General features: G+C 66.0%; 14 protein-coding genes. 2 read left to right on the forward strand and 12 right to left on the reverse strand.

Annotated elements, in window-relative coordinates; genetic code table 11:
• Positions 1-110: 110 nt before the first annotated feature.
• Positions 111-1,127, reverse strand: a complete 1,017-nt coding sequence (locus tag AB0I32_RS09870; RefSeq protein WP_357505313.1) for an aldo/keto reductase — start codon at positions 1,125-1,127, stop codon at positions 111-113.
• A 121-nt stretch (positions 1,128-1,248) separates the two neighbouring features.
• Positions 1,249-1,407: a hypothetical protein gene (locus tag AB0I32_RS09875; RefSeq protein ID WP_357505315.1), complete on the reverse strand. Its 159-nt coding sequence runs from the start codon at positions 1,405-1,407 to the stop codon at positions 1,249-1,251.
• Positions 1,408-1,572: 165 nt separating this feature from the next.
• Between AB0I32_RS09875 and AB0I32_RS09880 the strand changes: the two genes are divergently transcribed.
• Positions 1,573-2,607: a DUF5937 family protein gene (locus tag AB0I32_RS09880; protein WP_357505317.1), complete on the forward strand. Its 1,035-nt coding sequence runs from the start codon at positions 1,573-1,575 to the stop codon at positions 2,605-2,607.
• Here AB0I32_RS09880 and AB0I32_RS09885 read toward each other — a convergent pair.
• Together AB0I32_RS09885 and AB0I32_RS09890 are read right to left on the reverse strand one after the other, a co-directional pair.
• On the reverse strand, positions 2,567-3,736 hold the full coding sequence (locus AB0I32_RS09885) for an NUDIX domain-containing protein (protein ID WP_357505319.1): 1,170 nt from the start codon (positions 3,734-3,736) through the stop codon (positions 2,567-2,569). The genes AB0I32_RS09880 and AB0I32_RS09885 overlap by 41 nt on opposite strands.
• A 78-nt stretch (positions 3,737-3,814) precedes the next feature.
• The gene (locus AB0I32_RS09890; protein WP_357505321.1) at positions 3,815-4,267 is read right to left on the reverse strand and encodes an SRPBCC family protein; all 453 of its coding nucleotides are present in this window, start codon (positions 4,265-4,267) and stop codon (positions 3,815-3,817) included.
• A 152-nt stretch (positions 4,268-4,419) separates the two neighbouring features.
• On the opposite strand from AB0I32_RS09890, the gene AB0I32_RS09895 reads away from it, so the two are divergent.
• A complete protein-coding gene (locus AB0I32_RS09895) occupies positions 4,420-5,004 on the forward strand; it encodes a hypothetical protein (protein ID WP_357505323.1) in 585 nt (194 codons plus the stop codon).
• 230 nt (positions 5,005-5,234) lie between these two features.
• On the opposite strand, the gene AB0I32_RS09900 is transcribed toward AB0I32_RS09895, so the two are convergent.
• The 8 genes from AB0I32_RS09900 to AB0I32_RS09935 all read right to left on the reverse strand — a co-directional run bounded on the left by AB0I32_RS09900 (position 5,235) and on the right by AB0I32_RS09935 (position 22,902).
• Positions 5,235-6,179, reverse strand: a complete 945-nt coding sequence (locus tag AB0I32_RS09900; RefSeq protein WP_357505325.1) for a phosphotransferase — start codon at positions 6,177-6,179, stop codon at positions 5,235-5,237.
• 1,141 nt (positions 6,180-7,320) lie between these two features.
• Complete coding sequence (locus tag AB0I32_RS09905) at positions 7,321-7,449, reverse strand: hypothetical protein (protein ID WP_357505327.1); 129 nt, start codon at positions 7,447-7,449, stop codon at positions 7,321-7,323.
• Between the two features lie 77 nt (positions 7,450-7,526).
• The gene (locus AB0I32_RS09910; protein ID WP_357505328.1) at positions 7,527-9,323 is read right to left on the reverse strand and encodes a DUF1998 domain-containing protein; all 1,797 of its coding nucleotides are present in this window, start codon (positions 9,321-9,323) and stop codon (positions 7,527-7,529) included.
• Complete coding sequence (locus AB0I32_RS09915; RefSeq protein WP_357505330.1) at positions 9,320-12,502, reverse strand: helicase-related protein; 3,183 nt, start codon at positions 12,500-12,502, stop codon at positions 9,320-9,322. Before AB0I32_RS09915 ends, AB0I32_RS09910 begins: the two co-directional genes overlap by 4 nt.
• On the reverse strand, positions 12,499-17,121 hold the full coding sequence (locus AB0I32_RS09920) for a DEAD/DEAH box helicase family protein (RefSeq protein ID WP_357505332.1): 4,623 nt from the start codon (positions 17,119-17,121) through the stop codon (positions 12,499-12,501). Before AB0I32_RS09920 ends, AB0I32_RS09915 begins: the two co-directional genes overlap by 4 nt.
• A gap of 290 nt (positions 17,122-17,411) precedes the next feature.
• Entirely contained in the window at positions 17,412-17,906 is a 495-nt protein-coding gene (locus tag AB0I32_RS09925; protein WP_357505334.1) for an NgoMIV family type II restriction endonuclease, read from the reverse strand.
• 66 nt (positions 17,907-17,972) lie between these two features.
• Entirely contained in the window at positions 17,973-19,826 is a 1,854-nt protein-coding gene (locus AB0I32_RS09930) for an AAA family ATPase (RefSeq protein ID WP_357505336.1), read from the reverse strand.
• A gap of 10 nt (positions 19,827-19,836) precedes the next feature.
• Positions 19,837-22,902 carry a Z1 domain-containing protein gene (locus AB0I32_RS09935; RefSeq protein ID WP_357505338.1) on the reverse strand — a complete coding sequence of 1,022 codons (3,066 nt, stop codon included), beginning with the start codon at positions 22,900-22,902 and terminating at the stop codon, positions 19,837-19,839.
• Position 22,903 lies beyond the last annotated feature (1 nt).

Genomic DNA, 22,903 nt, shown 5'->3' on the forward strand with positions numbered 1-22,903 from the left:
ACGGCCTATCGTCCATGTGAGGCTATTGTAGGAGAAACCTGGGTGAAGTCGACAAGTTCACCCAGAGCCCGCTGGGCCTGGGTTGGACGGGGTGAGGGCCGAGCCCGGAGCTAGCTCGCGGCCCGGTCGGCCGGCTGCCTCCGACGCGGCGCCGGGTCAGCCAGCAGCGGGGCGTCGAAGGACCCGTTCGGTTCGTAGACGTTGGTACCGGGCGGGACGATCTCGTCGATGCGGTCAAGGACGGCGTCGTCGAGCCGCAGCCCGGCCCCGGCGACCGTCGCCTCGAGCTGCGGAAGTGTGCGGGGCCCGATGATCACCGACGTCACCGCTGGATGGACCAGCGGGAAGGCGGTGGCCAGCTCCGGCAACGAGCAGCCCGCCTCCTCGGCGACCTGCACGAGCTCCTCGACGACGTCGAGCTTGCGGGCTGTCACCGGGTCGGCCGGGTCGAACCAGGCGGGCCGCAGCGCCGCTCGGCCCTCCGCGAGCGCCGTCCCGCCCTTGCGGTACCGCCCGGTCAGGAAGCCGAACGCGAGCGGGCTCCAGGTCAGCACCGCCATCCCCCAGCGCTGGGCGACGGTCAGGACGTCCCGTTCGACGCCTCGGGCGAGGATGTTGTACGGCGGCTGTTCCGTACGAGGTCGCATCAGGCCGCGCGACTCGGCGACGCGGTGTGCGTCGACGATCTCGTGCGCCGGAAAGGTCGAGGTTCCGAACGTCCGGATCTTTCCCTCGCGAACGAGGTCCGTGAGCACGCCGAGCGTCTCCTCCAGGTCGGTCTCCCGGTCGGGCCGGTGGACCTGGTAGAGATCGATGTAGTCCGTGTTCAGGCGGCGAAGGCTGGCTTCCACCGCTCGATGGAGGTAGCGGCGAGAGTTACCGCTGCGGTTCGGCCCCTCCTCGAGCGCGAAGTGTCCCTTGGTGGCCAGGATGACGTCGTCACGCTTGCCACGCAGCGCCTTGCCGACGATCTCCTCGGACTCGCCTCCGGAGTACATGTCCGCCGTATCGATGAAGTTGATGCCGTGATCGAGGGCTGCGTGGACGATGCGCGCGCACTCGTCATGGTCCGAATTGCCGGCCGCACCGAACATCATCGCGCCGAGGGCATAGGAGGACACGGTCATGCCGGTGCGTCCGAGTGGTCTGAGCTGCATCAGGGCCTTTCGCTGTGGGTGTGGGGGGAAGGAGCACCTACGGGGCGCCGGGCGCGACTGGAGCCACCCGGCACCCCACCTCGACGGCCGGTCAGAACTCCCGGTTGTCGGGCGCTGCGCCGGCCTCGGTGATGCGGACCGAGGTGATGCGGACCGAGTCCGTGGCGTCGTCGGCCGCGGCCGGTGCGGCCATGGCCACCGCACCGAACGCGACGACGGCCAGAACGGCCCCCAGGGTGCGAGCCTTCATGTGCTTTCCTCTCGTCGACGGCTGAACGAGTACCGTCGCCCGGGAACCCCCGGCCGGTCGAGCGTCGAAAGCCTGGCCTTATCGCCCGGGGAATCGTGGCCGGGCCTGAACCGTTCCTGTTTCGGGCTCTTCCACCGAAGCGCGGACCCGAGGACACGTCGATCGATGATCAGCTTCCACCTGACCCCTGCCGACCTCACGAAGGTCAGGTTCGTCCCGACGATCGGGCCGCTGGCCGAGGCGTGGGAGAGCATCGCGGTCCTGCGCGAACCACACCCCGGACGGCGCTGGCTGGCGTGGAGGGACCGGATGCGCCGGTCGCTCGCGGCGCCCGACGAGCTGGAGATCAACAGCTTCGCGTCACGCACCGGCTGCCTGTTCGACCTCGTGGGCGTCACGGGCCCGGCCCCGACGGCGGCCGGCACGGCCGCCGCGTTCCTCGATGCCCCAGCGGAACGGCTGAGAGCCGAGGTGGACCACCTGAGCCGCTTCGCCGACCCGTCATTGACGCGGCTCGGGCGCATGCCCACCAGCGACGCCGAACGCCGCGCCTTCCTCCGCGCGCTCCACCGCTATGCCCACGGTCTGATCGGCGACGAGTGGACGAAGATCGAGAGCCACCTCTCCGCCGACCTGCGGGCCCGGACCGCCGAGCTGGCCACGGACGGGCTCGGCCAGGTCCTCCAGCGTCTCCACGGAACGGTGGGGTGGGACCAGCGCACCTCGACGCTGACCCTGGACCAGAGCGCCGACGATGCGCTGAACCTGGGCGGCAGAGGTCTCGTCGTGGCCCCAAGCTACTTCGCGGCCCGAGTCAGCGGGCACATCCCGCTCGAGCCGGACGCGCCGTTGGTCCTGACCTACCCCCTGGCGCGCGACGTCGATGCTGCCGAGAGCTATCCATCGCCCCGGGTCGCAGACCTCGCGGGTGTGCTGGGCGCCACCAGAGCGACCATGCTGGCCGCGATCGCACGGGGGCAGCGGACCCAGCGCGACCTCGCCTCCGCCGCGGGCACGACGACGGTGGCGATCAGTCAGCACGCCGCGAAGCTGCGCGCCGCGGGTCTGATCACCACCGTCCGGCGAGACGGCCGGGCGCACCATTTCCTGACCGACGTCGGAGAGGCCCTCATGGTCCCGGGAGGTGCAGGAGAGGGACCTAGGCCTCGGCGAGCAACGCGTCGCGGTTGGTCCGGATGAAGGCCTTCAGCGCGGTGGGCACCAGGTCGATGCCGGCCAGCGCCGCGTTGTCGCGCAGGTCGACGTGCTCGACGTCGTAGGTGCCGCGTACCGGTTCCTGGAACTCGGGACCGGACCGCAGCGCCAGGTCCATCGAGACGACCCGCGCGAGGAAGTAGTGCTGCACGCTGATCCCGGTGTCCTTGGGCTGGGAGGTCAGGAACACCTGCCGGACGATGCGCGCCGTCGCACCGAGCTCCTCGGACAGCTCGCGGTGCAGCGCGTCCTCCACCGAGGCGTCGTCGGGCTCGACACCTCCGCCAGGGGTGACCCAGTACGGGGCACGCCCCCGGACCGTCCGCTTGATCACGACGAGCCGGCCCTCGTCGTCCAGCAGGATCGCGCGTGCCGCGCGGCGCACCACCGCCGACGGCGGGGTGGAAGTCGCGGAGATCTCGTCGACGACGGGCGCCTGCCGCAGGTACCCCTCGAACAACGGCCCGCCCGCGGCGTCGAGCGTCGCGTGCGCCACGGCGACCATCGTCTGGTCGTCGTGCCGGGCGGCCACCCACCGGGCGGCGTACCCGAGATCCCAGGCGCGCAGCTCGCGCAGCAGCCACTTGCCGCCGCCGTCCCACCTCCCGGCTGCCGCGAGCGCCAGGTGCCCGACCCGCTCCCACAGCACCGACCGCACCACGTCCGCCTCGCCGCCGTCCCGCGCGTACGCGAGGTCGTCCAGCAGGTCCGTCACGCCGTACCTGGCGTCCTCCAGCGCGGTGTCCGACGCCGGTCCCGGGCCCGCCTCCAACACCGCCTGGCACTCGGCCTTCAGCGCGAGGACGTCGGCCTCCCCCACGATCGGCACGCCCGTGGCGATCATCCGGGCCAGCGTCGGCTTGCGCCGTGCCGTCTCCTGCGCGACGAACCAGCGGTGCCCGGCCTCGGTGTTCACGAACAGCTCGGCCGGCCAGCCCCGCCAGCGCGTGGCGTCGCGATGCCCGACAGCGTCGTCGGGCACGCACACCACGATGTCGAGGTCCGAACCCGCCGTCCGGGACCCCGGGTCGAGCACGCTGCCGGCCAGGAGCGCCCAGCGCGCGTCCGGGTAGCGGTCGGCGACCAGGGCGGCGGCGTCAGCTCGTGGGTCCACGCCCGTCATCCTTGCGCACGCCACCTGGTCGACCCACCCGTTTTCGTGAAGCGGGCCGACGCCGCAGCTCGGCGTGGGCTAGCTGGTCGTCGTGGAGTGCTCTGCCCGGCGGCGGATGCGCGTCACGATGCTCCGGGTCGCGAGCTTGTGGATGCGCGAGTCGATCACCAGCAGCCGGTAGATCGCGCCGAGGAGCCCTGGGAAGGTCGCGTCGGTGTGTGCTTCCAGGCGCGTGCCTGCATCCGTCGGGACGACGCGGAAGGTGAGCGTGTAGACCGAGAACCGGTGGACGCCGTCGAGCACGATCTCGGCGGGCGGATCCGCCGTCGTCACCCTGAATCCCGGGACCACCGAACCTGCCGCAAGTGGTCGGGGGCCCGAGGCCTGCCTGTCGCGGCAGCCGATCAGGCGCACGTACCAGGACGGCAGCCCGAGCACCTCGACCTGATCGAGGACGGCGCGCCACACGATCTCCGGTGACGCCGTGAGCGTGGCCGCGCGGACGTCACGGTAGCGGCGGGGGCCGGTCATGCTGGGACTCTATCGGCGCCGAGGCCTGTGAAACAGCCAGAAAAGGCGTCCGACCTGCCAGTATGTCGCACGACTTTCAGGACAGGCACAACCATCCTGGGAGCCGGAGCGTCTTAGGAGTCATGCGAAACACACAGGCAAAGATAGGTTCGATGGTTCTGCTGGCCGGCCTCGTCGTGGGCCTCACGGCAGGCACGGCGACGACCGCCACCGCCGGCACCGCGTCGGTGGCCTGCATGGCCGCCGCCGACTGCCCCCCGGTCGGGACCGAGGTCAAGCTCGGTGACCCCACCCCGGGCGCGACCGACAAGTGGCAGAAGGCCAAGACCAACGGCGTCCGCTACAAGGTCCCGGCCCCGTGGACCGGTGAGAAGATCGTGGGCGACGGCGGCAAGGGCCACCAGTGGAGCTCCCCCAAGACCATCTCCGACGAGTCCGACCAGCACTGGCGGATCCTCGTCCAGTCGCCCTTCGTGGACCAGGAGATGCCGGACCCGGACGAGCTGGACAAGCTCGGCTACTACGCCTCGTACGTCGAGGTCGAGGGTGCCACGGAGGCTGTGCTCGCGGCCGCGCAGACCGGGCACTGGGACGACCCCTCGGTCAAGACGATCGACTTCCAGCTGTGGGTCGAGTCGGAGCGGACCGGTGTGGTGACTCGGTTCATGGGTGAGCTGCCGCCGGGGAAGAAGGGCAAGTTCCTGCTGAACAACTTCGTTCCTACGATCAAGCCCTGATCCTGGGGTAGAGCGTTGGAGGCGGGTCCTGTGCTGGTCAGGGCCCGCCTCCGTTCGTTCTTCGCGATCACGGCGGCAAGCCGCGGCTCTTCCGATCCGACCGGGTGTCGGCGGTCAGATCGGAAGAGCCGCGACCTCCGGTCTCGGAGCCGGACACGGAGTAGCTAGAGGTCGAGATGCTCTGTCCCGTCGTGGAGGCAGTCCGTCACCTGCTCGAGTTCGGCGCAGGCTCAGCGATCGAGCACGGAGCGCGGGGCACCGTACCCGTGCCAGCGCGCCTCATGGTCGTCGTCCTGCAGCGTGCGCAGTCGATGGCGGGCCAGCGCGGCGACGCGCGGGTCGCGGACTCCTGTCAGCAGGCCGAACGTCGTGGTGCTGAGCTCGCGGACCCGGCGGAGCACTGGCCACGCCTCGTGCCGGGTCACGTCCGTGCCGTACGCCTCCACCATGGCGAGCTGCCGCTTGCGCATGCAGAACCGGACGCTGTCCACCGCCGTCGGTGTCAGGTCCACGAGCTGCGGGCCGAGGGCGATGCTGTCGAGGTCGGCCAGCACCGGACGACCGTCCGCGCCGCGCAACAGGTTCGCGACGTGCGCGTCGCCGTGGAGTATCCCTGTGGGGAGCGCGTGCGCGACGTCCCGGTACGCGCGCTCGAGCCGATCGGTCTCCTGGTCGCACCAGGCACGGCTGGCCGCGTCGAGATAGGTGGCCGCCATGATCCTGCGGCGGACGGTGCTGAACGGATCCCACCGAGGCACTCGTTCCGGGGCGGGCACGGCGTGCAGCGCGTGCAGCGCGTAACCCAGGTGCGTCGTCTGCCACTCGAGCCCGGGCGCCGCGGCGGCGACCCAGAACGTGGCGACGTAGGCACCGACTCGGACGGGCTGTTCGACGTCGAGCGGCCGGGTCAGCGGTGCTCCCGCGGTCACGAGCAGCCGGGCGGTGCGGATCTGGTCCTCGACGACGTACGCGGCGGACCACGGCCGGATCCGGACGACGACCGGATCGTGCGCGAGACGGTAGACGGTGTTGACGGACCGGCCGACGAGCTCGGCGCCCTGAGCCGAGTGCCCCACCCGGCGGCAGGCCTCGCGCAGCACCGCCTGGCCCGGCACGTGGGCAGGCCGAAACCGTGCGCGGGCGGCGCGGGTCGCCCGGCGGACCAAGGAGAGCATCCCGAAGATCTAACCCGTCCGGATGAGCCGTCGATGAGACGGCGATGAGAGAACTCTCATCCACGGGTCAGTTCGCGGCCAGCTCCCTCTCAGCCCGGCGGGAGCAGCGTGACCTTCTCTTCGGTCCTCGGGTGCTGCGCCTCCAGCCGGATCTCGTCCCACCGTGCCGCACGGACCTGCGGGGCGGCGTCCGCACGTCCGGCATCGTGGTCAAGCCGTCGCGCGCTGCCGCCCGCAGAATCGTTGGCACGTCGATCGCGTCGCCGGCGGAGCTTGCCGCCCTTGGCGGGCTCGGTTGTGGTCCGCTCCGGCCACGGGACGGCGTGCTTCCGGAAGGTCGTCCCGCGCAGCGCCCTTGGTGAGAAACGTCAGTGGTTTGTCGTCCTCGGTCCGTGCCGAGTAGGTCCTGTTGTTCGGCCCGTGCAGCCGATCTGCCAACGCTTCGAGGGAGCTTGCGCAGGATCCTGGTTCGTGTCCGGCGTCGTGCCACCCGTGTCATAGGGACGGGAATTCCGGGTTGTTCACGACCATAGGTGTCCGCGAACCCCAGGATGTTAAGAGGCCGGACAACGTGGGGCGGCCGAGCGACCAACTAGAAGTTGATCATGTGGTTCTGGCGGGCTGGATCGTTGGAATTCTGCGGTTTATAGCCTAGCGGGGGTGGGGCGTGCCTGCTGCGTGCCACTCCAAGATCAGGTGCTGGCATTTGCACCGAGACACCACTTCCCCGCGCGGCTCCACCTGGGCTCTCAAGGTTCCCGCGTGCGAAGTCAGGCGACCCAGGGCCGAATTTTTCCTGCATAGGGTCCACCCGACCGAATGGCGGCTGATACGCCTTCTGCACCATCGAGTGCAGTCCCTTGGCAGTGCCGCAGATCGCTGCGGCGGCCACCTCGACGTTCACTTCTTCGGCTCGTAACGGAAGTCCGAGGTCCTTGCGATCGGCGTATTGAACGCAGTGCTCGCAGCCACACTCCACGATCGCCGTAGGACGTCGGTACGTGATTCTGAAGTCACCGAGTCCGTCCTCTCGCCACCATCAGGAGTAGTCACACCGTACCTAGGCGATACCTAGCGCGCAGACCACCAAATGAGCCACAACCTCCCCGCACTGTCACGTCCGTAAGCCTTGCCTACCCGCTCAGCCAGCCCTGCCGACAGCCGCCTGCACCTTGTCGGCCGCGACCGACGAATCCTCGGGCTCCCAGAAGCGCAGGACGTTCCAGCCCCGAGCGGCCAGGATCTCGTCGATCTCCGCGTCACGCGCCATATTCCCGTCAAGCGTCTGCCTCCACCGTACGGAGTTGGCCCGGGGCTCATTTCGGGAGGCTCGCTCGTTGCGGCGTCTTACGAAACCCGGACGACCGCGCCTATGACCTCCTGGAGCAGGCCCTCGGTGGTCTCGTTGCCGACCAGGAGCATTCGGTCGAGTAGCAAGTTCGATCCCTCGCATGAGGTTTCGGACGCGAGAAGGCACGAGTGGCAGGCGGCGAGGTTGAGACCATCAAGGTTCTGGGGGGAGGACTCTGAGCACACTGGATCGTTCGAGCACCAGTTGAGGTGCTCGGCAGCCCTGGCCAGAGCGGTGCCGATGCGGTCGTGCTCGCCCTCACGCACGAGGCCGCCAAGGGTTCCCTCTTCATCACTCGATGTCGTGTAGATGAAGATGCCGTAGTCGCCGTTCGTCTCGCAGTACACACGCTCGCGAAGCGATGCGGCGGCGTACCCGGATATGAAGGAGAACTCACGCAGCAGTGTGTGGGCCAACGTGTGGAGGGCGACGTATTGGGCAGAGAAAGGGTGCAGGAGGCTCGCGAACCGAGATGCACTGAACTTCTCGGCAAGCTTCCCTGAGCGAGCGACGACGCCGGGGGTGGACGCCCATGCTTCGACCGCTTTGGGGTCGAGCCGTAGGAATATGCCCTCGCCGAACCCCTCGGACGCAGGGAGCCACGATGCCTCCTCCCCAGTGTTCGTCACGGAGGGGATACGGCGGGCGTCGGGGCGGTAACGCTTAAACCCGAGCGCGGCTCGCACCTCGCGGAGCCGGTCGACAAGGATCACGCTGTCAAACAGTGAGGCCAGCGTCCGCTCGACGACGTCGCTGGAGGCAAGATCGAGCGTCACGGCCCGCGTCTTGAAGTTTGCTTCGTCCGCCTTGTCGTGGGCTGCCGCGCGGAACGCTTCGAACTCCTCGGCGAGTAGGACACCGTGGGTGTGCTGCGGGTCGGGCTCATCGCCACGCGCTCCACGGGCGGTGTCCATTACAGCGACGGCGTCGACGGCGTGGCCCTGTGCTGCGAGGTCGTCCGCAATCGCTTTCGCGAGCCCTGGCGCGTACGGCTGGTCGAAGGTGTCCTTGAGCCCCAGGAAGAGCGCGTGTTGGGTGATGAGATCCGTTGCATCCAGGACGTGGCCGGACATCGAAGGAATGTCGATCGCCGCCTCGGTCTCGGAGTAGTGGAAACTTGTCGCACCGCGCTGCAAGACTTCCAGTGGGCTCGCGCACTGGCCCCACGTGGACTCCCACGGCTGGATGCCGCGGCACGTGAGTCCATCGCGGGTAAGCACATCTGCTCGCAGGTCACCAAGCGCTCGACGGGTCTGACAGGCGTCGCAGTGGACCTCGAGTCCGGAGAGACCCTGGGATCCGCCCCGGACCTGTTGGAAGCGCAGGTGTGTTGCGTCCATACACGCCACTCCGTCCTTGGCCACACGGTGCACCCAGTCGACCCATGGCACGTCGGTCGCGTGGCTGCGCTCGCGGCACACGACGACAAAACGCATCGGGACCAGGCGGCCGGAATCGTGGGGACATACGGGAGCAGCGCTCTGCTCCTCCTTCGGGCCCCACTTGATCATTCGCCGGCACGTTTGGCAGAAGAGCCATGCAGGAAAGCGAGCGACCTTGACCGCGATCGACTTCGGGTCCTCGGGGTTCTCCGACGCTGGCGGGCCGTAGAGCCTCTGGACGCCGAGCCGGGAGGAGAGCCGTTCACACTCGATCTCGGGTAGCACGCTGCGCTTCGGCCAGTACTCCGCGGTCTGGGTCACGAAGGATTCGCCGAGGATGTCGACGATCGCTCCGGGGCTGAACGGTGAAATCAGCTGGGCGACGGTGACCTGAAGGATGCGCTTGTTCATGCCTTCTCTCCGACCGGTCGAATACGGACGGACTTGTCGACCGAACGCATCGAGTGCATCGTCGCCCAACCCTGGGCATTGTCCCCGAAGTTCTTGAGGAGTCGCTCCTTGGGGTCTCGGCGCGACTCGTACTTCAGGGGCAATCGTTTGTCCTTCGCGCGCATGCTCCAGTCCGCCGCCGCTGCACGGAGCTCGAGCTCGGTGGCTTTGGCCTCCCGCGGGTCGGCAATCGCGATGTGATCGAGGAGCAAGCTGATCGCTTTCTTCACCTGGACCGATTCGGAGTCGAACAGTGCTGCATCGTCGTTGCTGCTCCATCCGATCGCGTGCCTCGCGATGATGACGAGGGCCGAGCGAAGTGCGCGACGACGGGCCTGAAGCGCCCACGGCGTGACCGAGGTGGGCTCGACGAACCGGTAGAACGACCCATGGAAGTTCCTGAAGGACTCAAAGGTCGAACGGTCGCGCGCCTTGCCGGATCGGTAGAGGGCCAGGACGATGCCCGGCACCTTGTCACGACCGACGCGACTTGTCGCCTGGATGTACTCGGCCGTTGCTTTCGGTTGCCCGTTGACGAGCATCAGACCGAGTCGAGGGACGTCGATGCCTACCGAGAGGATGTTCGTCGCGGCGATCGCATCAATAGCGCCATCCTCGTCGACGTGGGTCTCAAGGCGCTCCAGAATCTCGACGAGTTCGTGGGAACTCACGTTGCTCGTGAGTTCGAAGACGCCGTCAGGTGAGAGCGTTCGTTCGGAGAGCCCTCGCTCGTGCTCGCGCTGCAGGTTGTCTCGGACGTCGTCACGCAGGATCGTCACAGTCCGACCGAGCTCGCGCAGGCTGTTGTGGTAAAGCACGAGCGTCCAGTACGCGTCTCGTTCGGCAGGGGTGAGCTCGACCGACTCGGCCGCGGCGAGGAGTCGGCCGGCCGCCTGGCCGATGGCCCACGCTTGCGGGAATGCCTGTGGCATGAGTCCGACGTAGAGACGGCCCGGGGCCTCTGTGTCGAGCTTGGCGAAGTAGCTGTCGTCGGCGTCCACGCCAGCGGGTGGGAAGACATCGACACGCGAGGCCATGAGGCCCTTGACCTGCTCGTCGGCGGACCGGATGGTCGCGGTCGAGGCGACGACTTTCGGCTTGGTGCCACGCCAGCCGAGGAGCGCACGGATCGCAGCCTCATAGATGCCGACGATGGTCCCGAGTGGCCCGGAGATGAGGTGAAGTTCGTCCTGGATAAGAAGGGAGGGCGGATCGTAGGGCGCGCTGTCCAGGCCGAAGATCGATCCGCCATCGGGGATCCACGCTAACCGCGCGAATTTGTCGACGGTCGCGACGACGATCGTCGGCGGGTTCTCGTAGATCGATTGGTCGACGACCTGGAGCGGCAAAGCTTCGGTGAACGGGCACACGTCCGAGACGCAGCGGACCGTGAACGAGTGCTTCGTCGCACGGAAGCCGTACTTCTCCTTGTGGATCGAGCGTCGCGGGGGAAGCAGCGGGGTGCTACACCACGGGCAGACTCGGACCTGGAACGGGCTCTGCGGTGTCTGCTGGTTCATCAGCTCATCGAGTTGCACTTGTGCAGACGCATAGGTGCCCGGTGTTGTCGAGTTTCCGAGGAGCAGCCCGATGCTGAAGGGCGCCGTGCCCTTGAGTGGTTCGCCATCGCGACGGAGGAGTTCGAGGGCACAAACGAGTCGGGAGGCGCGCTGGAACTGCTGTGCGGTGAGCAGACGCATCGTGTAGCGAGTGATGACGGCGGTGCCGGCGCCCGCGTATCCGCGGTCGAGCCGACGACGGACCATCTCGATCGCGGCGAGGCCAAGGTAAGCCTCGGTCTTGCCACCACCGGTGGGGAACCAGATGAGGTCGACGAGGTCGCGGTCGTCGTGCTCCTGCTCAACGGTAGAGCGCAGAGCGAGAAGGATGAAGGCCAGCTGGAACGGTCGCCATGCCGGGTCGGGGTTCTTGGGGCTCACGGCCTGCATCCGCATGGCGAGGTTAGCCATGCGGAACGCCTTGCGAACCTGCTCGTTGGATGTGAGGAGGTCGATACCGTCTCGAATGCGCGACATTGCCGTGTCCTGACGGTCGACGATCGCCTCCGCGACATCCATCTGGTCGGGCCGGGCGCTCTCGGCTACGACTCTCTGCCTCGCCGACCATGCCGCGTAGCCCGACGTAGAAGCAATCAGCCTGTCGCGGAGCACATCTGGGGCGATGCTCTCGTCGGCAAGCCAGCTCATCTTGAGTGTGTCGTCCACGATCTCGAGGCGCTTGATGGGCCGCACGGTCTCCACGGGTAGGGAGTCGGTCTCGATCTTCTGAACCGGCCGCTCGGCTCCCCAAGTGCCAGCTACGCCGTGGCCGACGGCGTAGCTGGTGTGCCGCTGGTAGCGGTAATCGAGCTCGCGGTCCTCTTCGCTGGCGTTAACGACGACACTTCCCGGGTAGGGACGGATCTCACCGGTGACCACCTCAATGGAAAAGCTCGCCTGAAAAAGCACGTCGGCGATCTCGCGCTTCGCGCGGCCGAGGGGGACCTCGGCCGCGTTCGACAGAGCGACGGTGACGATGGGCTCGTCTCTCTCAGGGCGTGAGCGCCACTGCAAGCGAGCGCGCCCGCCCCACAGATCGTGGGCGCCGGTGCTTCCGGTCGTGACGGAGACCGCGGTCTCAGGCAGCGGCACGCGCTTCCACGCCTCGCGATGGGGCGGTACGGCAACCTCATCCGCGACATCGACCTTGACGCCGGGATCGGACTCCACGTCATCGTTGTCGTCATTGTCGTCCGCGACTTCGATGCACTCGTACCGTGCGGCGCGGACTCGGACGATGAGCTCGTTGGCATCGTGAATGAACGAGAGACCAAGCGACGACGGCGCCCAGCCGGTCGCAGCTGTCAAACCACCGAGGTCGTCGTCATCGGCGGCTTCGTCCTCGCCCTCGGAGGGGTCGACCGAATCGTCCGCCTCGTCGAGTGGAGTCTCGCTCGGGAGCAGATCTTCATCCAGATCATCTGGAGGCAGGCCTTCCCCAACTTCAACGGGGAAGAGCATTCCGGTGAGGTAGGCGTAGACAGGGCTGCCTTCGATGACCTCGTCCTCGTGACCGTTCTTTGGCCCGACGAAGTTGTTACGAAGGTACTCGATGTATGAAGCCTGGCCAGGAGAGGTCACTTGATTCGGGCTCCCTTTTGGGTCCAGAGGTAGTCGAACTCCGTGTAGGCGAGGTCTTTGTCGAACTGCTCAAACGTGTCGACGATGTTTACGATGAGACACTTCTCGGTCCCGCCATTCAGTGGCCCGCGGAGGCCTCGTCCGACCATCTGGACGTAACGGTTCGGCGAGAAGGTCGGGCGTGCGATGTAGAGCGCCCGCACCTTTGGGGCATCGAAGCCCTGGGTAAGCAGATCGCAATTCACCAAGACCTTGGTCTCGCCACTCCTGAAGCTCTCGATTTTGCGCCGGCGCTCCTGCCCCCTCATCTCACCGTCCACGGCCTCGGCCGTACGGTCGAGCGTCCGAAGCAGTGCAGCGGTCACATGCGCCGAGACCACGGACGGTGTGAACACGAGGATCGGCCACTCGGGCTCCTGACGCAGAATGTGGTTGACAAGCAATTGGGTGCGGTCGAGGTTGGAGCCGAGCTGGTCGAGGATTGCTCGCGAGACGTCGTCCCACGCGACCGCTCCGGTCTTGCCCATCGTCGGGCCTTCGGAGATCGTGACCTTCGAGTCCAGGAGCTGGTGCTCAACGTTCGAGAGCACACGCATCTCGCGCAGTTGCTCGGTGGGGTTCTCCCGGTCGAGCGCCTCGAGTCGCCGGTCGCCGAAGCGCTGGGCGAAGAGTCTGTTGGTCTCGAGGTTGGTGCCTCGGTACGGCGTTGCTGTGAGACCGAGCAGCGGGCGCGCAGTGCGGGATCCCCGGCGCTGATCGATGCCGAGCCAGTCGAGGATCTTGGTGTACCGCTGAGACCCAGCGCGGTGAGCCTCGTCGATGACGACGAGCTTGGCGTCCTGCAGCCAGCGGTGGGCCTGATTGTTGACCGGGCTGTCAATCATCTGCGCGAGCTTGGCGTCGGTCGCGACTACGATCTGAAGTTCTTGGAGGGACTCGTCCGCCTCGTAGGCGCCCCAGTAGCGTGTGATCTCGAGCGGACGTTGGTCGCCGATAGCACGCCAGACCTCGGCCCAGCTGACGATTGCCTGTTCGCACAGTTCCTCGGATTGCGCGATCCACAGGACGGGCGAGGCAAGCTCGTTATCCCGAAGCATCCGAGCGATCGATTCGGTCGTCACACGGGTCTTTCCAGCGCCCGTTGGCAGGTACAGGAGTCCCCGGCGGTGCTCACCGTCCTTTTCCCGAATGAGGACCAGTTCGCGTATCTGATCGAGAAGGTGTTCCTGGAAGTCGTGGAGCGCTTTGAGGTCGACCCTGCCGGGAACGATATCGGCTGCGGGTGCCTTCTTCTCACGGGTTCCCGCGAATGCACGGGGAAATCCCAAGTTGGTGACGAACCCCTCGGCCTCGGAGGAACCGGCCCACGCTCGCGGAACCGCAAGGTGCCTTGCAGCGATCGCGCTCTTGAGCCTGCGTAGGGAGTCGTTGCCATAGGTGCTGAGGAAGATGTCAGCGACGGCCGCGTCGGACTGCCTGCCCTGCCTCTCCTCGATGATGTCGAGGAGACCATCAGGCAGGTTTGCGACCAGACCCGCGCGTTCGACGAGCTTCAGGAGCTTTGCGCTCTCGGTCGGCGCGGCCTGCACGGTCTGGACGAGTGCGTTCTTGCGTAGACGCTCGTCACTTGCGATGACACCCTCAGCGTCAGTACGCGTGAGCCCGAGCCGAAGAAGTCTGCTGACCTCGACAAGTGCGTCGGCGTCCGACAACTCGGCGTCGACAAGCACGGTGTACCCGTCAACGTGTCCGCTGAGTCGCTGCTCGCGAAAACCGGTAGGACTCGTCGTGCGCCGGACGATCGAGCTGCACCGACGCAACATTGCGTTGTCCACTCCAGACCCCGACGGAAGTACTCGGTCGAGCGTCGGGTACACATCAAGGACTGGAACTGCATCGCCGACCGCGTCCCAGTCGATCGAGCGCGCGACGAGGTCAGCAGCCGTCTGCACATTCCACGCGTTCGAGAGTGCCTCGCCCCACGGACCCGACGGGATGTACCGGAGCCCGTGCGAGGCCAGGTCGTCCAGCTCGTCGGCTGCTGCGATGACGACCTGGTTGATCGGGGTGACCTGGACCATCCTGCCGCGAATTTCAAGAGCGGGAACGGCAGTCACGCCAGCAAGTTCTGGGCGTGCGGCCGACTCACCAAGAACGTTCCCGAGAAGCGCCGCGTTGCCGACGGTATACCCGCTGCGCCCGAGGAACTCCCTCAGGATGGCAGTGGGGATCTCATCGAGCCGGCTCGGCAGAGCGAAGTGCCCAGCGAGCGAATCGCGGACTACCGGAAGCAAATCGCCGTACTCCATGAGCGCCTTGGCGAGGACATTCTCGGATTTCCTCGCCCCCCAGGTGCTGTTCAACAGCCCGTACTTCCTAACGCACCACGTCTCGACGGCATCGAACTCGGCCTTCTTCGGATGCTGCACACCGCGAATGTCGACCAAGACGCTGATCCGCTGCTGGGGCATGCCCTCGGCGATGAGGACAGTGAGGCGCGCTCGAGCCATGTCAGCTTCCGAAGTGTCGACCTGAGCGAGCTCTTTGAGGATCTCGAGTGGTCCGGAGCCCTTGCGTGCGTCGAAACGAAGTTTCGCCCGAACGTTTCGCCCGTACTGTGACGCCAGTTCTTTCTCGAGTTGGGCCTGCATCGCGACCCGGTACTCCTCGAACACCTCACCTTGGTGGACGGGCCAGTTCTCTGCCACGCCTGAGAGGCAGCCCGCGTAGCCCACCAGGTCGCTGCGCCCCTTCACGCCAGGAATGTCTACCTGGCGCTCGGGCAAGCCGGGGACTTGGCGGGCGTCGAGGAAGACCTGCGACGCAGGCCGCCACGTTCCAGCCTTCGTCGGTACCTGGATCTCGATCTTGAGTTGTTGGATGCCCTCGATCGCGGTCCGCCCTGCGTCGGGCGACGCCTGGGAGACCAGCTCCCAGAAGTGCTTCCAATCACCTTCGCGCCAAGTGGAGTTGGCAGAAGCCGCCGCGGCGATGGCGACTTGATCGCGCGAGACCTCGTGGACGCCAAGGCGGCGAAGCTTGCTCCTGACCTCAGGGGCCGCGGCGAACGCCGATGCGACAAGCTGCACGTTGTTGGGGCTCGGCACCCCCTCGACCGGGAGCAGAATCTTGTTGAAATCCGAGATCCGCGCTATTGAGCCGTTTTCGAGCGGCACAACAAGGGCTCCGGTGAACTGGCGCCAGACCTGCTCCTGCTGCTCCTTAAGCTTCAGGAAGATCGTCAGTGCCGCATCGAGAGACTCGAGAGTGCGCGGCGCGGCAGCCTCCGCGAGCCATGCGGCGGGCGCGATTGGCGTCGCCGAGATCTTTTCCTTCTCGTCGGACAGGAGCTGGGTAAGGCGCGCAGCGCGCGTTGGCGTCTGGTAACAGGACCAGTGAGGCGTGTCGATCGCACCTGTGGCCTCGGACCAGAGGCGAATTGTCTCGGAAGGCAACGCGAACGAACGGTCGCCACTCGCGTTCGTTACGAACGGCGCCCGCACCTTTGCGGGGCTGCGCATCTCTCCCGACGCGGTCGGGATGAGCTGGTGCCGGCGGGCAAGCTGAGGCACTCGCCCGGACATGTAGGCGTCGGCGGCCGAACGAACCTCACGGCCACGCGCGGGCAGCACGTCGAAGTGCTTGGCCGGATCCGCAGGTGTCGACTCGAGCAACGCGGCGTCGATGAGCAGTTCGGCGGCGACATTGAGCATCTCACCATTGAGCTCGCTGCTCGGGAGCAGCGATGTCCGGTCGTCGTTCACCTGCCACGGCGCGTTGAAGATGCCCTGGGCTGTGGTCTTGTCCTGGAGCGGGAACCAGGCCCAGAACTCGCCATCCTCGCGCCGCCCTTGGCCCACCGGGAGCGCGTACGACACTCGAACGCGGTCGCGGTGGAACAATCCGGGAAGGTTGGCTTTGGCCCCTTCCGAGACATGGTGTTCCCGGTGAAGCACCCGCCACACCCCGTCGTCGGCGTCTGGGGACTTGAGCGTGACGAGCCCGGAGTCGACGTCCACGGTCTTTCGGTACGACCGGGAGACAACCTCCCCGCGCTCTCCAAGCGAGATTACGACCTGGTTGAGCCGGTCAGGGAAGAGCAGGTACCGAAAGTCGAAGCCCTTGAGTCGCTCGCGCAGTCGGGCACCACCACGCACAAGGGGAAGCCGGACGATCGTCGCCGCCCACTCCATCATCTCAGCGACGTTAGGGTCCTCTGCGGCGCACGCCCTCGCGTCGATGATGCTGGGCACACGCAGCGTCGGAACGCGCGTGGGACGGTACGGCAGGTCAGAGAGCAGTTCCGTAGCTTCCGGTTCGTTGAACCCGAAGGAGACGGTCCGGCTGAGGATCTGGGGGTGGTCCGTGACGCCGAGTACTGACTTGAAGCCGAGGCCAAACCGGCCGATCTGCTCGTCTCTCTTTGGACTGAGGAACGCGCCCGCGACGGCCCTGACTCCTGCAGCTGCGAAAGGCTCGCCCTCGTTTGCACAGTAGAGCGTGCCGTTGGCCAGCCGGAACTCGGCACGTCCGGGCTCAACGAGCCGATCGATCGCGTTCTGAAGCAGCTCCTCGACCTGGCGTTCCCCGTAGCCGCCCGCTTGGAAGTTGTCTTCCATGCCCACGTGTTCTTCGAGCAGGTCAGGGTCATTGGTGTAGTTCGCGATCGTGATTCGCTGACGCTCTCGCACCTGTTCCTGCAGCTCAGGATCCGGCGTACCCCACACCTTCGGCAGACCTCCCTGGCTGCCTGCATCCGTCTGCAGGCCTCGAGCCTTTGCCAGGCTAACGGGGGTACCGAACCTCGCCAACCGTCAGCCACTTGCGACGGTAGCTCTTCACCCACAACTTCACCTGGAGCAGGCGCTTACCTCGACGAGAGCGCTGGCACGGCAGCCCGATGACTCGATCACATCACCGAGACCGTTGCGACAAGTTCGTCGTAGCCGCGGATCCGTCGCATGTCGACGAGCCTGCGGAACATGTCCCGAGTTCTGATCCTCTGGTTCGTGCGCGAGTACACGTTGTCGACCGCGACCTGCAGCGTCGTTAGATCGAGGCAGTAGACGCAGTCCACGACGCCCGATCCGCCAGCAAGCAGATTGAGCATGGTTGGCCGTGGCTCCATGGTGAAGGCGGCGAAGTGCGGCATCCGGCCCCGGTGGAGCGTCGACATCTTCGCGCCCTGGGACCGGCAGTCCTGGGCACGGTCGGTGCGCAGGGACCACTTCAAGGACAGGCCCGTCTCCAGGAGAGGGAGTTCGGCGTACGGGTTACGCCGTGACCCGGTGACGTCGGGCTTGAGAAGCGATTCATCGCCGGCCTCGTCGAGGATGAGGCGTAGGGCGAGTGCTTCGTCTTCGAGGACCTTCTCGATCTCCGAGAATTCCGAACTCGGTGGCACGAAACTGGAGACCGCGACTACAGGGATTGGAACGCCAATCCTCTGAGCACCGAAGTGCCCGCTACATCACCAATCGAGGATCCGACCGACGGTTTCATGGATCTCCTTCAGGAGGCTCGAGTCGGCGGGCAGGCCTGCCAGTTCCGCCTGCTGGCTCTGAAGAATCTGTTCGGCCGTGACCACCTCGTTGGCGGTCAAGTGGAGGTCCGACTTGACCTTGTCGGCCCAGTATGCCTTCCAATCACCACCCGGCACCGCGGGCACCAAGTCGGCTGCTGTGGCGATGGCCTCCTCAGGTGTCTTGCCGGGGAGGAACCCGAGATGGTCATCCGCCCAGAGAAGGGAGAGATGCAACGTCTCCACCTTGTTTCGTCCGTCTGAGTTGGAGTGCAGGAGGGGTAGGGTCTTATGGAATTGCTCCGCCCAGATTCCTTTCAGCGCATCGAGGTCGCCAGCTGCCTTGGCTCCGTTTGCATCACTCTTGGCGTCGCGGGCGGTGGAAGCCGTCATCGGTAACTGGTCACCATCGAGCAGGATCCCCGCCTTCTGGACGCCCGCCAGAGCGAGCGTCGAGAGGACGTTCTTGACGATGCCGTCCGCTCCACCGGGGAACGGCACGATCTCCAACGTGTCGAGTTTGGTTGTGGCGTGGCGCCTCAGGCTAGCCCTCACCATCTCGGCGGCGAGGTCGTCCTCGACGATCAGCCGTGGTCGGGTCGGGCCCGATGTGGTGTGACCTAGATGTGCGAAGGCCTCGGTGGGTGAGCACCCATCGGCCAGCAGCACGACACGCTGTCGACTGGTGTCGAACCCGAGAACCTTGATCGCTTGCGGCGGGAGCCCCGCAGCGAGGCTTGGTGAGTGTGTCGACATGACGACCTGGTGTCCGTGCTTGAGCACCTCACGCTCGATGAAACGGAGCAGTTCGGCCTGGGCTCCGGGATGGAGCGACACCTCCGGCTCGTCGAGGAGGATGAGCGAGCGCTGGGGAGCACGACGGATGGCGTCGACGAGCCGAACGACTGCGTACTCGCCACTGCCCGCGTGTGCCTCGGAGTAGGCGGCTCCCGTCGTCTTGAGGCGGAGTCTCACGGTGTATCCAGTAGGACCGAAAAATCGATGCTGGACCAGCGCGATCGACTCGATCGGCTTGCCCAGGATCTCTGCAACAGCATCAACCTCGAGCTGCGCGAGGTCTCGGACCTTCTCGATCAACCGATCGGCTTGATCCCTGGGAAGGGGGAGTCCTTCGAGAGCTTTCGCAATCCACCTCGACTTGAGAACCGCCTTGTATCGCTTCTGCGTCGCGTCTGGCGTCCAGTAGTTGAACGACTGGTGGTGAATGTACTTGTCGAACGCGCTGAGTTCGGAGCGGAAGTCCAGGTAGACGACGTTCTTCTGGATCTGGTTCCAGCGGTCACGGGTCTTGGACAGCATCGAGTCAAAGCCAGTTGCTGGAATTTCGGCCATGCCGTCCCCGGCGACTCGCTTGGTCGGCTCCCAGTAGTCGGGATCTCTCTTTCCGCGAAGCTCCTTGGGGACGTCCGCGGCTCGGTACTGCTTCGAGCCGCGATACTTCCGGCACTCGGCGCTCGTACCGGAGCCGTCGAACCTGTACTTGTAGACGAACCGATGAGTCGCCTTGCCACGTATGCCACTGTCGATATCGTCTACCGCGGTCGAGAACCAGAACTGTGCCAGGCTACGACCCTCCGGTGCAGCAGAGATCGCCTGCAGCACGGAGGATTTGTTAGTGCCGTTCGGCCCGATCAGCGCGACGATCGGCCAGTTGAGCCGCAGCGTGAGATCGTCCTCGAGCGACTTGTACATCGGGAAGCGGATCTCCTCGATGTAGGGAAGAAAGTCGCCGCCGTTGCTGAGCTTGGACTCGATGCTGGCCTGCGTTTGCGTGAGCACCATGTGCGAGTCCCTAGTCCGTCGGTTCCGTGTCGACGATCGCGTCGTCAGGGCGATCCTCGCGACGCACCGTGAACGCGATGCGACCGGCAGGCGCAGCGGCCAAAGGGAGCGCGTACGAGAACAGCGTCGCGATGTCCTTGGTGGCTGTCGGATCCGGCAGCATCCTCGGATCGGTGTACCCCTTGGCGTCATGGAACTTCGGCGACCTGCTGTCGCCAGCGAAGGTCAGAAGGAACGCGCCACGCGTCGGGATCTTAAGATCCTTGACGTGTTTGTATGCCGGGAGCTCGAGCGCCTCCGCGATGGCGCCGTCGACGTCGACTGTCTCCGAGTCGATTCCGCTCGAGATGGCCAGGAGGGCTTCACGCTGGCGGGTCGACGAGCCGGAGAACTGCCAGGGCCGGTCGTCACGACGGTAGCGGCGCATGATCCTGAGCTTCCGATCGCCGATGTTGCGGGGCTCGAGAGAGTCGAGGTCCGGAACGATGACGGCCCAGTCCTTGAGAGTGCCCTCGGTGATTGCCTTGTGCATGAAGGCTAGGTAAGGGCCGATCTTGAAGTTCTTGGCCCAGTCGAAATTCTCGATGACCTTGATCAGCGACTCGGCGTCGACGACGCCGTAGCGGGCCTTCCACGGCCGCGGCGCCCGGGCCTTGTTGAGGTAGAAGAACTCGCCCCTCTCGGCGGCGGCATCTAGGAGCGTCTGGACGGCTTCGAAGTGCGCCTCGTTCTTCTTGTCGTCGTGCTCACCCTGCTGGTTGAAGTCGACGACCTTGCCACCCTCGCCCTGCTCGGTGAGCTCGGCGTTGTACATCTTGTTCGCGCCGGTGGGCTTGAGGTAGGGCAGGCTCTGGTAAACGAGCGGGGGGACGTCCATCGGACGCACTCGAGGCCGGCCATCGCCGTAAAAGCCCTGGAAACGACGGAGTTCCTCGCGGAAGTCTTCCTCGTCGCGGACGATCGACTCGAAGGACTTGTACAGGTCGATTACCGTGTTTCGAGGCCCGGGGACGTTGCGACCGATGTAGAGGCGGACGAGGTCCCGGTAGTGCGGTCGGTAGCCGAACCAGCGCCCCATCTGCATGAGCGTGTCGGCGGCAACCGTGCGTCGGGTGTAGTAGGAGATCGTCAGGCCCTCGACGGTGAAGCCGCGGGAAAGCTTTGCGCCACCGACGAGCACCTTCCAGACATCGCGCTTCTGGAAGTCGATGTCTTCCTGCTCGTAGTCCCTCTCCGCGACACCGTTGACGATCACAACCGGGTTGACGCCCTCGGCAATCTTGCCTACCGCGTGCCCGATGTGCCGGATCAACTCCTTGAACGCGGCGACGACAGGTTCTTCGGGCGCCCGAACAGCGGTGACGCTGCGGAAGTCGTTGGCCCACAGGTCCTGGAGTCGTTTGAGCCCCATCGGCAGGTTGTATCCGGCCGCGTCCCAGACACGACGGATGTCTGCGGCGAGCAGCTCGTGCTCGGCCGTCTTCACCGACTCGTGGACGAGCATCGTGTGGTGCCGGAACAACTTCGGATTGCCGAGCGCGGCGGCTCGGTGCAGCTTGATCGCCCCAGCGAGGACGAAGGCGTCCAGGGCGGCAAGCAGCTCCGCGTCGCGCTCGGCAGTGTCGTCCGGGTCTGCGACGAGTGAACGGACGTACGCCTTCTCGTTCGAGTTCGCAACGGTGCGTTCCTCGGTGTCGTCCGGGTCGCGGTCGAGATCGTGGAAGGCTGCGCCGCCCATGTAACCGGGCGGGGGCTGGAGCGAAACGATGAAGTCCTTGGGAAAGATGTCCTCGGAGTCCTCGGGGTCGACGAACACATTCGCAAACGGAGTCGCGGTGTAGCCCACGTACTGTGCGCGCCCGAGCTCCCCGAGAAGCTGGGCGATGAGGCGGTTGATCGCCGTACGCTCTTTGGCCTCCGCGGAGTCCTTCTTCGGCCGAGTGGTGTTGATCGAGGCTTGGTCGGCTTCGTCGTCGATAATGAGTGCGGGGATCTCACCGAGGTCGGTCTTGGTCGACTGCAGGTCGTGGACCAGCTTCCGCAGCACCGACGCGTTTTTCTTCACCACGGCGATGCGAATGTCGGGCCGGTAAAGGTTCTGCGGGTCATAAAGCGGCCGTGCCGGGTCAACCAGGTGGTCGGTCTGCCGGAAGTCGAGGTAGCCGAGGCCGGCCTTGAGCAGCTTGTAGTCGTCCTTCGCCCCGGTGAGTCGGCGGATTCCGGGTATCCCGAGCTCCTTGGGGTCCTTGCCATATGAGACGAACTTTCCGTCTGACCAGTCGACGTCACCGTCGCCGATGTAGTCGACCGACGCGGTGAGCTCGGAGATGTCGCGCGGAACGCCGCCGAGGATGTTCTCCTCCCCGATGAGCTCCATGTCGAGCCGTCGCTGGGTCTGGCCGCGCAGGAGCTCGATGGTGCCGGTCAGGACGATGACGAGCTTGTAGCCAGCATCGATCGCCTTGGCGATCACACCGGTGAAGTTCGCGGTCTTGCCGGACTGCACGTGCCCGACCACGAGGCCCTTGGACTGGTACGGGTCGTCCCGCTCGGGGTTCGCCAGGCGTTTGACGACCTCGTCCGTGCTGCGGCTGAGCTCCGTGATAGCGCCGGCGTCCCAGCCCTTCGACTCCAGGACGCCGCGATAGCCCTCCCAGTAGAAGGTGCGTCCCGACTCGGGGTCGTACCACGGATCCCAGTCGGCCTGCTTGCCGGAGATCACCACCGCACTGGCCAGGTTCACCTGAAAGGCATGGTTGATCTTCGCCTGAGCTTCCTCGGAGAAGCCGAGCGCAGTGAGGATGGCATCGCGCCGCTCCTGCGAGTTGGCGTCTGTATCCGCTGCCCAGGCCGGGGCGGGCACCGCGTCCCACTTGGAGAGCTGAATGTGGAATTCGTAACGAGCAGCCGAGTTGGCATCCGGCGCCGTGATCGCATCGACCAGCTCGGCCTCGGAGTAGCCGGAGATGCCCGCGTCGTCGAGCTCGAATGCAACACGTTTGAGCATGGGCTTCGGATCACTCTTGCTCATGCCGCGAGTGACACCCACGATCGCGACGCTGTACGGATCGGACACG

It is taken from the genome of Promicromonospora sp. NPDC050249, from assembly GCF_040656015.1.
Taxonomy (GTDB): Bacteria; Actinomycetota; Actinomycetes; order Actinomycetales; family Cellulomonadaceae; genus Promicromonospora.